At 68.5% G+C, this 14,079-nt stretch carries 12 protein-coding genes and 1 pseudogene; 4 read left to right on the top strand and 9 right to left on the bottom strand.

What is annotated here, in order from left to right; genetic code table 11:
• Positions 1-10: 10 nt before the first annotated feature.
• Entirely contained in the window at positions 11-1,660 is a 1,650-nt protein-coding gene (glpD, locus tag BMG07_RS18640) for a glycerol-3-phosphate dehydrogenase (RefSeq protein ID WP_198085810.1), read from the bottom strand.
• Between the two features lie 122 nt (positions 1,661-1,782).
• Between glpD and BMG07_RS18635 the strand changes: the two genes are divergently transcribed.
• The gene (locus tag BMG07_RS18635; protein WP_198085809.1) at positions 1,783-2,553 is read left to right on the top strand and encodes a DeoR/GlpR family DNA-binding transcription regulator; all 771 of its coding nucleotides are present in this window, start codon (positions 1,783-1,785) and stop codon (positions 2,551-2,553) included.
• Positions 2,554-2,578: 25 nt separating this feature from the next.
• Complete coding sequence (glpK, locus tag BMG07_RS18630; RefSeq protein WP_198085808.1) at positions 2,579-4,075, top strand: glycerol kinase GlpK; 1,497 nt, start codon at positions 2,579-2,581, stop codon at positions 4,073-4,075.
• Between the two features lie 31 nt (positions 4,076-4,106).
• On the opposite strand, the gene BMG07_RS18625 is transcribed toward glpK, so the two are convergent.
• Positions 4,107-4,538: an SH3 domain-containing protein gene (locus tag BMG07_RS18625; RefSeq protein ID WP_269759144.1), complete on the bottom strand. Its 432-nt coding sequence runs from the start codon at positions 4,536-4,538 to the stop codon at positions 4,107-4,109.
• Between the two features lie 268 nt (positions 4,539-4,806).
• On the opposite strand from BMG07_RS18625, the gene BMG07_RS18620 reads away from it, so the two are divergent.
• Positions 4,807-6,474 carry a sulfatase-like hydrolase/transferase gene (locus BMG07_RS18620; protein WP_198085806.1) on the top strand — a complete coding sequence of 556 codons (1,668 nt, stop codon included), beginning with the start codon at positions 4,807-4,809 and terminating at the stop codon, positions 6,472-6,474.
• A gap of 3 nt (positions 6,475-6,477) precedes the next feature.
• Here the strand turns inward: BMG07_RS18620 and BMG07_RS18615 are convergent, their stop codons facing one another.
• The 6 genes from BMG07_RS18615 to BMG07_RS18590 all read right to left on the bottom strand — a co-directional run bounded on the left by BMG07_RS18615 (position 6,478) and on the right by BMG07_RS18590 (position 13,245).
• Positions 6,478-7,020: a hypothetical protein gene (locus BMG07_RS18615; protein WP_198085805.1), complete on the bottom strand. Its 543-nt coding sequence runs from the start codon at positions 7,018-7,020 to the stop codon at positions 6,478-6,480.
• A complete protein-coding gene (locus BMG07_RS18610; RefSeq protein WP_269759142.1) occupies positions 7,010-7,549 on the bottom strand; it encodes a 2OG-Fe(II) oxygenase in 540 nt (179 codons plus the stop codon). The genes BMG07_RS18615 and BMG07_RS18610 overlap by 11 nt, the downstream gene beginning before the upstream one ends.
• A gap of 35 nt (positions 7,550-7,584) precedes the next feature.
• The gene (locus tag BMG07_RS18605; RefSeq protein ID WP_108139233.1) at positions 7,585-8,541 is read right to left on the bottom strand and encodes an alpha-E domain-containing protein; all 957 of its coding nucleotides are present in this window, start codon (positions 8,539-8,541) and stop codon (positions 7,585-7,587) included.
• Positions 8,542-8,555: 14 nt separating this feature from the next.
• Positions 8,556-10,049, bottom strand: a complete 1,494-nt coding sequence (locus BMG07_RS18600) for a circularly permuted type 2 ATP-grasp protein (RefSeq protein ID WP_198085804.1) — start codon at positions 10,047-10,049, stop codon at positions 8,556-8,558.
• A 56-nt stretch (positions 10,050-10,105) separates the two neighbouring features.
• A complete protein-coding gene (locus tag BMG07_RS18595) occupies positions 10,106-11,008 on the bottom strand; it encodes an oxepin-CoA hydrolase, alternative type (protein WP_198085803.1) in 903 nt (300 codons plus the stop codon).
• Between the two features lie 152 nt (positions 11,009-11,160).
• Positions 11,161-13,245, bottom strand: coding sequence for an acetate--CoA ligase family protein (locus tag BMG07_RS18590; protein ID WP_198085826.1), 2,085 nt, complete (start codon positions 13,243-13,245; stop codon positions 11,161-11,163).
• On the opposite strand from BMG07_RS18590, the gene BMG07_RS44170 reads away from it, so the two are divergent.
• Positions 13,244-13,387, top strand: coding sequence for a hypothetical protein (locus BMG07_RS44170; protein ID WP_307867006.1), 144 nt, complete (start codon positions 13,244-13,246; stop codon positions 13,385-13,387). The genes BMG07_RS18590 and BMG07_RS44170 overlap by 2 nt on opposite strands.
• Here the strand turns inward: BMG07_RS44170 and BMG07_RS18585 are convergent.
• Positions 13,379-14,077, bottom strand: a pseudogene (locus tag BMG07_RS18585) (oxepin-CoA hydrolase, alternative type); the annotation flags it as partial. The gene BMG07_RS44170 and the pseudogene BMG07_RS18585 sit on opposite strands and share 9 nt — an antisense overlap.
• Positions 14,078-14,079: the final 2 nt, after the last annotated feature.

The following is a 14,079-nucleotide window of genomic DNA, read 5'->3' as shown; positions in this document are numbered from 1 at the left end:
ATTCAGATGTTCAGTTGTTCTTCGGGTGGGTCTGCAGCCAGAGCGCGACCTGTTCGCGCTGCGGGGCCGTGTAGTGCAGCCCCAGCTTGGACCTGCGCCAGAGCACGTCTTCCGCGCTCACGGCCCACTCGTTGTCCTGCAGGAAGCGCAGTTCGCGCTCGAACAGGCCCGGCGCCACTTCGGCCCCCAGGTCGGCAAAGGACCTGGCGTCGCCCAGCACGTCCGCGATGCGCGCGCCGTAGGCCCGCGCCAGCCGCCGCGCGAGCTGGCCGTAGAGCCAGGGGTGCTTGGCCTGCACGGCCGACACGAAGCGCTCGAAGTCGTCGTCGGGGCGCCGGGCCGCGCCGATCCAGCCCGACAGGTCGCCGCCCGCCAGGAAGGCGCCGTCGGTCCAGGCCGGGCGCTGCGCGTTCGACTGGCCCAGCATCTTGCCGACCTCGTCGGCCGCGTCCTCGGCCAGCTTGCGGAAGGTGGTGATCTTGCCGCCCCACACCGACAGCAGCGGCGCGGCGGTGGTGTTCGACTCGAGCATGTAGTCGCGCGTGACCGCCGACGGGTCGCCCGAGGCGTCGTCCAGCAGCGGGCGCACGCCCGAATAGGTCCACACCACGTCGGCCGGCACGATGGGCTTGTCGAAGTAGCGGCTGGCCTGGGTGCAGAGGTAGTCGATCTCTTCCTGTGCGATGCGCGCGGCGCCCGGGTCGTCGCCGCTGAGCTCGATGTCGGTGGTGCCGATCAGCGTGAACTCGTCCTGGTAGGGAATGGCGAAGATGATCCGCTTGTCGGGGTTCTGGAAGATGTAGGCGTGGTCGTGCTCGAACAGGCGCGGCACCACGATATGGCTGCCCTTGACCAGCCGCAGGCTCTTGGTGGCCAGCGCCTCGCCCTTGGCCGACTGCGCCACGCCGCGCAGGAAGGATTCGGCCCACGGCCCCGCCGCGTTGACCACGGCGCGGGCGCGCAGCGTGCGCTTCGTGCCGTCGGGGCCCAGCAGGTCGGCGGTCCAGCCGTCGGCGTCGCGCTGGGCTCGCACGCAGCGCGTGCGCGTCAGCACCTCGGCGCCGCGCGCCTTGGCGTCGAGCGCGTTGAGCACCACCAGGCGCGCGTCGTCGACCCAGCCGTCCGAGTAGATGAAGCCGCGCTTGTACTGGTCCTTCAGCGGCTTGCCGGCCGCGTGGCGGCGCAGGTCGACGCTGCGCGAGCCGGGCAGCACCTCGCGCCTGGCCAGATGGTCGTACATGAACAGGCCGATGCGGATCATCCAGGCCGGGCGCATCGACGGGTCGTGCGGCATCACGAAGCGCAGCGGCCACATGATGTGCGGCGCGCTCTTGAGCAAAACTTCTCTCTCCTGCAGCGCCTTGCGCACCAGCGAGAACTCGTAATATTCGAGGTATCGCAATCCACCGTGGATCAGCTTGGTGGACGACGACGAGGTGTGCGAGGCAAGATCGTCCTTTTCGCACAGCACCACGCGCCAGCCACGGCCCGCGAGGTCGCGTGCGATGCCGCAGCCGTTGATGCCGCCGCCGACGATCAGCACGTCGCAATCGGCAGCTGGCGCAGGCGAATGGAGGGAAGAATCGCTCACTGGAATAGGTTCCATTGATCCGTGACTTTGGTCACCAACGGCGGCCATTGTATTTTCGAGATTTTTCATTTAGCTTCCTTTTAGCGCGATTTTCCTCCGAGTTTTCCCTTACCCGGATTCGTTTTCTTTCGTTTTAAAGTGACGCGCACTGTACCCTCAGTCGCAGTCTTCCTGCTCTCCACGACGCCCCTGTGAACTCCAACCCGCGACAGATCAATCTCCTGGAGACCGTGCGCACGCGCGGCTCCGTCACCGTCGAACAACTGGCCGACATGCTCGGCGTGACGCTGCAGACCGTGCGGCGCGACGTGCAGCGGCTGGCCGACGAAGGATTGCTGACCCGCTTTCACGGCGGCGTGCGGGTGCCCAGCTCGACCACCGAGAACATCGGCTACCAGCAGCGCGAGACCCTGCACGCCGAGGGCAAGGCGCGCATCGCCCGCCGCGTGGCCGAGCTGGTGCCCAACGACTGCTCGCTGATCCTGAACATCGGCACCACCACCGAGGCCATCGCCAAGGCGCTGATGCGCCACACCGGCCTGCGCGTGATCACCAACAACCTGAACGTGGCCACCATCCTGAGCGGCAACACCTCGTGCGAGGTGATCGTGGCGGGCGGCTCGGTGCGCCCGCGCGACCGGGCCGTGGTGGGCGAGGCCACCATCGACTTCATCCGCCAGTTCAAGGTCGACATCGCGCTGATCGGCGTGTCGAGCATCGAGGCCGACGGCTCGCTGCGCGACTTCGACCTGCGCGAGGTGAAGGTGGCGCAAACCATCATCGCGCAGGCGCGCGAGGTGTGGCTGGCGGCCGACGCCAGCAAGTTCAACCGGCCCGCGATGATCCAACTGGGCACGCTCTCGCAGATCGACCAGCTGTTCACCGACGCGGAGCCGCCGGCGCCCTTCCCCGACCTGCTGCTCGCGGCGCAGGTGCGGCTCGAGATCGCGCGCGAGAACTGACGGCCAGAAAAAAACCGGAGACCGGATGACGACCTACCTGCTCGCCCTGGACCAGGGCACCTCCAGCTCGCGCAGCATCGTGTTCGACCGCGAGGGCCACATCGTCGCCATCGCGCAGAAGGAGCTCACGCAGATCTACCCGCAGCCCGGCTGGGTCGAGCACGACCCGATGGAAATCTGGCGCAGCCAGCTCGCCACCGCGCGCGAGGTGCTGGCCAAGGCCAAGCTGCAGGCCGCCGACATCCACGCCATCGGCATCACCAACCAGCGCGAGACCACGGTGCTGTGGAACCGCCAAACGGGCCAGCCGGTGCACCACGCCATCGTCTGGCAGGACCGCCGCGCCGAGCCGCTGTGCGCGCGGCTGCGCGACGAAGGCATGACCGACACCATCCGCGAGAAGACCGGACTGGTGATCGACGCCTATTTTTCCGGCACCAAGCTGCGCTGGCTGCTCGACAACGTGCCCGGCGCGCGTGCGCAGGCCGAGCGCGGCGAGCTGGCCTTCGGCACGGTCGACAGCTGGCTCATGTGGCAGCTCACCGGCGGCAAGGCGCACGTGACCGACGTGAGCAACGCCTCGCGCACCATGCTCTTCAACGTGCACGACAACGCATGGGACGCCGACCTGCTCAAGGCGCTCGACATTCCCGCCGCGCTGCTGCCGAAGGTGCAGCCCTCGAGCTCGCACTTCGCCGACACCGACGCCGCGTTGCTGGGCCATGCGCTGCCCATTGGCGGCGTGGCCGGCGACCAGCAGAGCGCCCTCTTCGGCCAGGCCTGCTTCGAGGCCGGCATGGCCAAGAACACCTACGGCACCGGCTGCTTTTTGCTGATGCACACGGGCGGCGCGTTCCAGCCCTCGCACAACGGCCTGCTCGTGACCAGCGCCGCGCAGGCCGATGCCACGCCGCAGTACGCCATGGAAGGCAGCGTGTTCGTCGGCGGCGCGGTGGTGCAGTGGCTGCGCGACGGCCTGAAGGCCATCAAGGGCAGCGCCGAAGTGCAGTCGCTGGCCGAGAGCGTGCCCGACGCGGGCGGCGTGATGATGGTGCCGGCCTTCACCGGCCTGGGCGCGCCCTACTGGGACGCCGACGCGCGCGGCACGATCACCGGGCTGACGCGCGGCACCACGGTCGCGCACATCGCGCGCGCCGCGCTCGAAAGCATCGCCTACCAGAGCGCCGCGCTGCTGCAGGCCATGAGCCGCGACGCGGTGGCCGCGGGCGGCAAGCCCGTGGCCGAGCTGCGCGTGGACGGCGGCGCGAGCGTGAACGACCTGCTGATGCAGTTCCAGGCCGACCTGCTGGGCATTCCAGTGGTGCGGCCCGAAGTCATCGAGACCACAGCGCTCGGTGCCGCGTACCTCGCGGGGCTGTCGACGGGCGTCTACAGCGACGCGCGCCAGCTGTCGAAGCTCTGGAAGATCGAGCGCCGCTTTCTCCCGACCATGGGCCGCGCCCAGGCCGAGGAATCGATGGCGCGCTGGGAACGCGCCGTGCGCCAGGCCACGGCGACCTGAGCGTTCTCGTTCTACCTGCGCGGCGGCGGGGCTACCAGCCCCAGGTCAGCCGCTTCTGAACCCAGCCGGTGGTGCCGCCTTCGTGCCGCACCTTGATCCAGTCGCCACGGCGCTCCAGGGTGCGCAGCACGTCGCCGTAGCCGGCCTTCTTCATGACGGGACTGCGGGGGTTCGGCGCGCGCCGCAGGTTGGCCACCTGCGCCTTCACGACGTGGTGCGGCGTCTTGTTGGTCATCGAGCGGAACACCCAAGCCTTGTCGCCCTCGAAGTCGCTGACGCGGAGCCAGTCGCCCTTGCGGCCGATCACCTTGAACGGATAGCCCTTGCTGACGGTCCAGTGCGTCTCGTAGCGCGGGCCGGGGCCGGTGCGCATGTTCAGCGTCTTGACGGCCACGCTGACCATTTGCTGCTGATGCTGCTGCGGTTGATGTTGCCGCGCGGCAAAGGCGGACGGCAGGGCCATCCACGAGAGTGCGAAAGCAAGCAGGAGGGCGGACCATCGGCTGAATCTGACCATGGGGCGGAGGTTCCTTTTCTACAAAGAAGGGGTTGAGAGAATTCCCCGGCAATGCCGGCGAGCCCGTCTGGGCACCCGACGGCGAATAAGTTCCGTGGGGGATATCCCTGTGGCCGCATGCACCTCGAATGCACCTCGCGGCCATCGGGGCACTGGGGGCGGCGGTGCATGCCGCGGGGCAGAATCCGCTCGCCCCTCCCCTCGCGTTGCCAGCTTGACCACCCTTCCCCCCGAAGCCTCTGCGTCGCGCAGCGCATCCCGCCGCCGTGCGCTGCTTGCCTGCGGCGTGGTCGGCGCCACGCTGCTGGCACTGATTGCGCTGGGCCACGACGGCCGACGCACCGCGCAGCTCGCGGTGCTGGCGTCGCCGATGGTGCTGTGGCTCGCATGGCCGCTGCGCAGCGCGCGCATACAGCGCCTGCGCACGGCCCTCGTGTGGCTCTGGGCCATGGGCTTCGCGCTCGACGGCGCGGTGCGCGCCTACCTGCTCGACACCTACCAGGCCGCGCCCGACAGCGCCATGGTGCTGGGCGCGGCCGCCAACACCAACGCACGCGAAAGCTCCGAATACCTGTGGATGCACTGGCGCTCGGCGGTCATCTGGTGCGCCGCGCTGGTGGTGGCCGGCGTGCTGGTGGGCATGTTCGCGCGACGCGGCGCGGTGGCCGCCGCTGATGCATCGCGCGTTCGCGCAAGGCCGCCGGTCTGGGCCACGACGCTGATCGCGCTGCTGCTGCTCGTGGCCTGCGCGGCCTACGCGAGCAAGCCGTGGCGCCGGCTGCACCCCGCGATCTTCTGGACCCAGTGGGTCGGCTCGCTGCACACGCTGCAGGCCGCCTGGGCCGACCAGCAGAAGCAGCGCGACCGCCTGACGGCGCAGGCCCGGGCCATCGCGCCCGTCATCACGCAGGCCGGGCCGTCGACGGTGGTGCTGGTGATCACCGACAGCATCAACCGCGACAACATGGGCCTGTACGGCTACGGCCGCCCGACCACGCCGCGCCTGCAGGCGCACAAGGCGCAGACCGGCGAACAGATGGCCGTGCTGAAGAACGCATGGTCGGTGGACGCGAGCACCCTGCCCGCGTTGCGCAACATGTTCCACTTCGGCCTGCCCGACGCCGAGAACCCGCCGCACGTGCTGGCGCTGGCGCGCGCGGCGGGCTACAAGGTCTGGTGGATCAGCAACCACGACGACCTGGCCATCGAGCAGCAGCACGCGCGCTTGGCCGACGTGGTCGACATGGTCAACCGCACGCCGGGCCGCGCCAGCGCGTCACTCGACGGCGAGATCCTCGACTGCGTGCAAGAGGCGCTGGCCGACACCAGCACCGACCGCAAGCTCATCGTGGTCCACCTGATGGGCGCGCACCCGCACTACAGCCTGCGCTTTCCGGCGAATGCCAATCCCTTCGACGACGACGTGGACGCGGTCGAGAACGGCCTCGTGAAAGACGGCCGCTCGGCCTGGGTGCGACGCTTTCGCCAGGAGTACGACGCCGCGCTGCTGTACCACGACTTCGTGGTGTCCGAGTTGCTGCAGCAGACGCGCAGCGCGGGCAAGCCCGGCGAGTACCGCGCGTGGATGTACCTGTCGGACCATGGGCAGGAAGTGGGCCACGTCAGCGACCGCGCCGGCCACAGCCCGTCGACCGCCTCGGGCTATCGCATTCCGGCCGTGGTGTGGCGCAACCAGCAGCCGCTGCCCGGCACGGCGGCGCAGCAGCAACAGCCGTTTCGCGCGGACTGGACAGGCTGGACGCTGATGGACCTGCTGCGCATCGAGTGGAGCGGGCAGAAGCCCGAGCGCGACGTGCTGGGGGGTGCCTACCGGTGGCAGGCGCCGGAGATTCCGGTGGCGGTGGAGTCGTTCTCGCGCTGAGCGCTATCGAGTGTCGTCGACATCGGCTTGTCTGATCGGGCCGCCGAATGCTCCGTGCTTGTCTCCAGCGCCAACAGCCAAAATATGTCTGACCCTGGAAATGCGCTCCTGATCTTCGCTACCCAACAGGGAAGAAAGACCGTTCAGCACATCCAATTCGTTGCTGCCGAAATTCTCGACACTTTCAGAGGGTGATACGCCCGCTTCCTTGCAGGCATACAAGGCGGCAAGACCCATCGAGAGAAAGACGGCGGCCATGGCATGGGAAGCCACCGATCCTTCTGCATACAACGTGGACCTGAAAGGCAGGTTGATCTCACCGTCGATGTATTCACACAGATGAATCGGGCTGACTTCGCGCCCTTCCACCCAGCGCCACGCCAACTCCAGGCCCGCGAACACGAGTCCTTGATCTTCGTCGTTCAGACGGGCGTCGAGCAGAAATCTCCGTGCGATCAGCAGACCAACGGCCGTGCTCTCTCTCGGTGAGAAATCTCGCTGCGTTACGGGTGGCCAGGCGCCCGGGCCGCCGATGTCACTCTCCATACAACACATCCGAACGCAGCACGTACTTCACGCCCGCCTCCACCGCCGCGCCCTCATGCCACGTGTCGTGGACAAAGAGCAGTGCAGCGCCAGCCTCGGGCTTCACGCGGAACTCGCGAAAGTCGGTCTCCCCACCGGTGAAGCCGTCGTTCAAGTAGACCAGCAGCGTGAGCTGGCTCGTGAGCCCGTCCTCATGCCAAGGCCCGTCCTTGTGCATCTTGAAGCGCTGGCCGGGCGTGTATTTGTAGAAGCGCAGATCCTTCGGCAAGCCCTTGGGCGATTGGGCCGCCAGTTCGGGCAAGGCCACCTCGCCCAGCCGCTGCCACAGCAGGTCGACCCAATAGGGCGAAGGCAGCATCGCGCGCTCGTTGTTTCGGATGGCGGGCATGGGCTTCGGGCCGTCTGCCGTGCGCACGCCGGCGGAGGCAAAGCCCTCGGCCTCGGCCAGTGCGATCAGTTGCTCACACTCCTCGGGCTCGAGGAAACCCTGAATCGAGAAGGCGCGGGCCGAATGCGCGACAAGCCGCATGCGTCCGCGTTCTCGCTGGCCCGTCAATCAGTCTGTCAGTGCGCCGGAACCAGGAAGTCCTGGCTGATGCGCCCGCCCAGTTCGTTCACGCGATCGAGGAACTGCGTGAGGTAGGCGTGCAAACCCGTGGCCAGGATCTCGTCGACCCGCGCGTACTGCAGGTCGGCCAGCAGCTTGCCGGCGCGGCGCTGCGTTTCGGCGCTCTGTTCGTTCTGCACCTTCGCCAGGTTGTTGACCACCTCGACCAGGCTCGCGTGCAGCGAGCGCGGCATGTCCGCGCGAAGAATCAGCAGCTCGGCCACGCGCTCGGGCTTGATGACGTCGCGGTACACCTTGCGGTAGACCTCGAAGGCCGAGACGCTGCGCAAGATCGCGCTCCAGTGATAGAAGTCGTATTCCTGGTCTTCCTCGGTGGCGGCGCCGAAGAACTCGCTGTTGAGCGCGTGGAACTTCACGTCGACCAGCCGCGCCGTGTTGTCGGCGCGCTCCAGGAAGGTGCCCAGGCGCGAGAAGTAGAAGGCCTCGTCCTGCAGCATGGTGCCCAGCGTCACGCCGCGCGACAGGTGCGAGCGGAACTTGACCCACTCGAAGAACTGGCCCGGGTCGCGCTCGAAGTCGCCCGAGCGCAGCATGCGGTTCACTTCGAGCCAGGTGGTGTTCTGCGTTTCCCACGCTTCGGTGGTGAGCGCGCCGCGCACGGCACGCGCGTTTTCGCGCGCGGCCTTCAGGCAGGAGACGATCGACGAGGCGTTGCTCTCGTCCTTGACCATGAACTCCATCACCTCCTTGGGTGCGATCTGGTCGTACTTCTGGTTGTACCAGGGCAGCAGCTCGCTGATGGACAGCACGCCCTGCCAGCCGTACTTGGCGACTTCGGCGGACTGCGGCAGCAGCGAGGTCTGGTAGTTGACGTCCAGCATGCGCGCCGTGTTCTCGGCGCGCTCGGTGTAGCGGGACATCCAGTAGAGATGGTCGGCGGTGCGAGACAGCATCGTGGGTGCTCCTACTACGATTGGCTTTGCGACTGCGCGGGCGCCTTGGGCTTGGGCGCGCGGTCGGCTTCGAGAATCCAGGTGTCCTTGGTGCCGCCGCCCTGCGACGAGTTGACCACCAGCGAGCCCTCCTTCAGCGCCACGCGCGTGAGGCCGCCGGGCACCATCTGCACTTCGCTGCCCGAGAGCACGAACGGGCGCAGGTCGATGTGGCGCGGCGCGATGCCGGCGTCCACGAAGGTGGGCGAGGTCGACAGGCTCAGCGTGGGCTGGGCGATGTAGCCGTCGGGCTTGGCGATCACGGCCTTCTTGAAGTCCTCGATCTCGGCCTGCGTGGCGGCCGGGCCGATCAGCATGCCGTAGCCGCCGGCGCCGTGCACCTCCTTCACGACCAGGTCCTTCATGTTGTCGAGCGTGTACTGCAGCTCGTCCTTGTTGCGGCACATGTAGGTCGGCACGTTCTTCAGGATCGGCTTTTCGCCGAGGTAGAACTCGATCATCTTCGGCACGTAGGGGTAGATCGACTTGTCGTCGGCCACGCCGGTGCCCACGGCATTGCAGATCACGACGTTGCCCGCGCGGTAGGCGCGCATCAGGCCGGCGCAGCCCAGCGTGGACGTGGGGCGGAACACCTCGGGGTCGAGGAAGTCGTCGTCCACGCGGCGGTAGATGACGTCGACGCGCTTGGGCCCGCGCGTGGTGCGCATGTAGACGAAGTCGTCCTTGATCAGCAGGTCTTGCCCCTCGACCAGCTCGATGCCCATCTGCTGCGCCAGGAAGGCATGCTCGAAGTAGGCGCTGTTGTACATGCCGGGCGTGAGCACCACCACCGTGGGCTCGGCCGTGGCCGGCGGCGCGCTGGCGCGCAGGGTCTCGAGCAGCAGGTCGGGGTAATGGGCGACCGGCGCGATGCGGTTCTGGTTGAACAGCTCGGGGAAGAGCCGCATCATCATCTTGCGGTTTTCGAGCATGTAGCTCACGCCGCTGGGCACGCGCAGGTTGTCTTCGAGCACGTAGTACTCGCCGTTGCCGTCGGCATCGGGGGCGCGCACGATGTCGATGCCCGAGATGTTCGAGTAGACGTTGTGCGGCACGTTGACGCCCATCATTTCGGGTCGGAACTGCGCGTTGTTCAGGATCTGCTCAGCCGGAATGATGCCGGCCTTGATGATTTCCTGGTCGTGATAGACGTCATGCAGGAAGCGGTTGAGCGCCGTGACGCGCTGCACCAGCCCCTTTTCCATGCTGTCCCACTCGTGGGCGGGAATGATGCGAGGCAGCAGGTCGAACGGAATGAGCCGCTCGGTGCCGGAGCCGTCTTCGTCCTTCGCGCCGTAGACGGCGAAGGTGATACCGACCCGGCGGAAAATCATTTCCGCCTCTTCGCGCCGCGAACGCATCACCTCACCGGGTTGCTTCGCGAGCCATTGGTCGTAGCGCTTGTAGTGCTGTCGGATCGCAGCCCCCGCATAGGGCAACTGCTCATACATCTCATCGAATTTGTGCATGGAACGACCAATCTCCTTGAGCCATAGCTTAGCAAGTTCAGGGCCAGTAGAACCCCTTATGCGAAGCCCGCGGACGGGTCGGAGGTCTTTTTTTCGCGACTACTGCACGGGCCTTCGCCGGCCGGCGGCTGGGGCTTCTTGCGGGGCGAAAGAAATTCCTTGATGCGCTCCCCGCTCTCGTCGCTGTAAAGACTGGCGACGAAGGACTCGCGCTCGGCGTCGAGTTGCTCGCGCCGGCTGCGGCCCCGGGCCGAATGCACCAGCTGCTTGATGCGCGCCTGCACCTCGAAGGGCCCGCGCGACAGTTGCTGCGCCCACTCGAGCGCCGTGGCGCAGGCACTGCCGCGCGGCACCACCTTGTTGACCACGCCCCAGTCGTGCAGCCGCTTCGCGCTGCAGGGCGTGCCGTCGAGCAGCATTTCCAGCGCGGCCTGCGGCGGCAGGCCGCGCATGAGCGAATCGGTGCCGCCGCCGTCGGGCGTGAGGCCGACGTTGACGTACGACATGGCGAAGCGGGCGTCTTCGGCCGCCACGATCAGGTCGCAGGCCAGGCACAGCGAGAAGCCGCCGCCCACGGCCGCGCCCTCGACCGCCGCGATGACGGGCTGGGGCGCCTCCTGGATCGCCATGATCCATTCGTGCAGCGCGTCGATGTGGCCGTACTGCTCGGCCTCCGGCAGCTTGCGTTGCCGCACCAGCCGGCGCAGGTCGCCGCCGCCGCTGAAGTGCTCGCCCTCCCCGCACAGCACCACGGCGCGCACCGTGCGAAAGCCCGAGCTGGCCCGCAGCGCCTTGGCCGCGGCGCGATAGACCGAGGGGTTGAGCGCGTTGCGCGCGGCGGGGTTGCTCAGGGTCAGCACCAGCACCGGGCCTTCGCGGTGCATCTTGAGCCGCGCCCCCGCGGCGCCGTGGGCGCCGGACGCGCTCGTGCTCGTGATGGCCGGAACGGCGGTCGTCATGGCGTAGGCCCGAATGGCCGGCCCCACCGGAAGCTGCTGCGGTCGTGCATGGTGTCCCCTTCGTGTTGTTTCAAGACGATACAACGCATCGGACACGCATGGACGCGACCTGCAAGGGGCCTTTCGGCCTACTTTTAACAATTAATTCACAGTTAGGCCGCGCGCTCGACCAGCGCGTCCACCACCATCGCGCCCTCGCCCCGGGTGCCGACCATCACCGGGTTGACGTCGATCGACGCGATCCGGCCGGGCGCGGACGCCATCAGTCGACCCACCGCGACCACCACCTCTGCCAGCGCGTCGACATCGAGCGGCGGCTCGCCGCGCACGCCTTCGAGCAGCGGCGCGATGCGCAGCGTCTTCAGCGCCGCTTTCACGTCGGCGGCCGCGAAGGGCGGCAGCAGCACGGCCACGTCCTGCAGCGCCTCGACGTACTTGCCGCCGTCACCCACCACCACGACCGGCCCGAACACCGGGTCTTGCCGCGCGCCGACCATGAACTCGTGGCGCCCCTTGTGCATGGCCGCGACGATCACGCCCTCGCGTGCCGCGCCCAGTTCCGCCAGCTTGGCCCACTGCGCGTCGAACAGCGCGCCGGCGGCCTCGGCGCTCTCCACGCGCAGCGCCACCAGGCCGTGCTCCGACTTGTGCGGCACGTCGGCCGAGCAGGCCTTCACGACCGCCGGCCCGCCGACCACGCCCCAGGCATCGCGCGCCTCGGCCGCCGAGCGGCACAGCCGGTGCGCCACCACGGGCACGCCATGCGCCGCCAGCAGGTCCAGGCTCTGCGCCTCGTTGAGAAAACGCCCGCTGCCCTCGGGCAACGAAGGCGGCTGCGCTGGCGGCCACGGCGCATGCGACTGCCGCATCAGCGCCGTGTGCGAAGCCAGTTGCGCCAGCACGCCCAGGGCTTGCGTCTCGTTGGCGAAGGTCGGAATGCCCCGCGCCTTGAACGGTGCCGCCACCGATTCCTGCCATGCGGCCACCACCACCGGCTTGCCCGTTGCGGCCTCGAACTTCGCGGTGTCGGCCGCGAAGGCCTCGACGTCGTAGCCCGCGCCCGCCACCGGGATGTTGATGAAGAACAGGTCGGCCGCGGGGTCCTGCGCCACGGCGGGCAGCACGTCGCCGAACAGGCCGCTGTTCGACAGCAGCGCCGCCGTGATGTCGATCGGGTTCGTCGCCGTGGCAAAGCCCGGCAGCCGGTCGGCCACGCCCTGCCGCGTTTGGGCCGACAGCGCCGCAAGCGGCAGGCCGAATTCTTCGGACGCGTCCGCGCCCATCACGCAGCTCGCGCCCGAATTGCTGATGACCACCAGCCGCCGCCCCTCGGGCCGCCAGCCCTTCAGGTACGCCTCTGCCGCGAGCGCCTGTGCATGCGGGTCGCGCACGCGCCAGATGCCGTGATGCCTGAAGAAGGCGTCGACCGCGCGGTCTTCGTTGGCCAGCGAGCCGGTGTGCGACGACGCGGCCTTCTGCCCGCTCTCCGAGCGCCCCGCCTTCACCGCGATGATCGGCAGGTCGCGCTCACGCGCATAGGCCGCCGTGCGCGCCAGCAGCTCGGGGTTGGCGATGTTCTCGAGGTACAGCAGCAGCAGCTTCACGTCGGGGTCGTGCGCCACGGCCCAGGCCAGGTCGGACACGGTCACGTCGGCCTCGTTGCCCGTGGCATGCACATGCCGCACGCCCAGGCCGCGCCCGCGCAGGAGGCCGTATGCCATCGCGCTCATGCCGCCGCTCTGGCTCACCACGCCGATGGGCCCGTCGGCCGGCGGCACCTCGACGAACATGGTCGAGAAGCCCGCGATGGCGCCGTTGCCGAAGTTGGCCAGGCCCTGCGTGTTGGGCCCGTACAGCCGCATGCCGGCGGCGCGTGCCCGCGCGGTCATGGCCTGCTGCACTTCGCGCCCCTCTTCGCCGGCCTCGCCGAAGCCCGAGGCGATGACCACCGCCGACTTCACGCCGCGCGCCGCGCACTCGTCCACCGCGGCCACGGCCTTGTCGCCGCCGACGATCACCAGCGCGAGGTCGGGCGCTTCGGGCAGCGCCGCGAGCGAGGCGTAGCTCTTGAGGCCCTGCACTTCGTCGCGCCCCGGATTGATCGGGTAGATGCGCCCGGCAAAGCCGTGCTTTTGCATGTAGTGGATCGGCCGCCCGCCGATCTTGTGGATGTTCTCGGACGCGCCGATGACGGCGACGGATTGCGGGTTGAGCGCGGATTCGAGCAGGTCGGACATGGACTCTTTCTTCATCATCATCTTCTTCAGGATTTCGGACGCTGGCGCGCGGACAGGAAGGCTTCGATGCCCGCGCCGCATTCGTCGCTGTAGAGGCTTCGACAAAGCCGTCGCGCTCGGCGTCGAGCTGTTCGCGGCGTGAGCGGCCGCGCGCGGCATGCACCAGTTGCTTGATGCGCGCCTGCGCGTCGAAGGGGCCGGCGGCCAGTCGTTGCGCCCACGCGAGCGCCGTGGCCAGGGCCTCGCCGTGCGGCACGACGCGGTTCACCACGCCCCACTCGCGCAGGCGGTTCGCACTGCACACGCCGCCATCGAGCAGCAGCTCCAGCGCGGCCTGCGGCGGCAGCGCGCGGGCCAGCGAATCGGCGCCGCCGCCGTCGGGCGACAGCGCGAGCTTGACGTAAGACATGACGAACTTCGCGTCCTCGGCCGCCACGATCAGGTCGCAGCCCAGGCACAGCGAAAACCCACCGCCGGCCGCCGCGCCTTCGACCGCCGCAATCACCGGCTGCGGCGCATCGTGCATCGCCATCACCCAGTCGTGCAGCGCGTCGAGGTGCGCCATCTGTTCTTCACGCGGACGCCGGCGCTGGTCGGCCAGCCGCTTGACGTCGCCGCCGCCGCAGAAGTGCTCGCCCTCGCCGGTCAGCACGATGGCGCGAACGGTCTTGTCGAGCGCCGCCTCGCGCAGCAGCGTTGTGGCCGTGCGGTAGAGCGACGGGTGCATGGCGTTGCGCGCGGCCGGGTTGCTGATCGTCAGCACCAGCACCGCACCCTCGCGCCGCGACAGCAGCCGCGCGGCCGTGGGTGCTTGTTCTTGCTGCGGGCTCATCG

This window comes from Variovorax sp. E3, assembly GCF_016082275.1.
GTDB lineage: Bacteria > Pseudomonadota > Gammaproteobacteria > Burkholderiales > Burkholderiaceae_C > Variovorax.
Note: the sequence above shows the minus strand (reverse complement) of the source record. Positions and strands in the feature narration are given on the sequence as shown.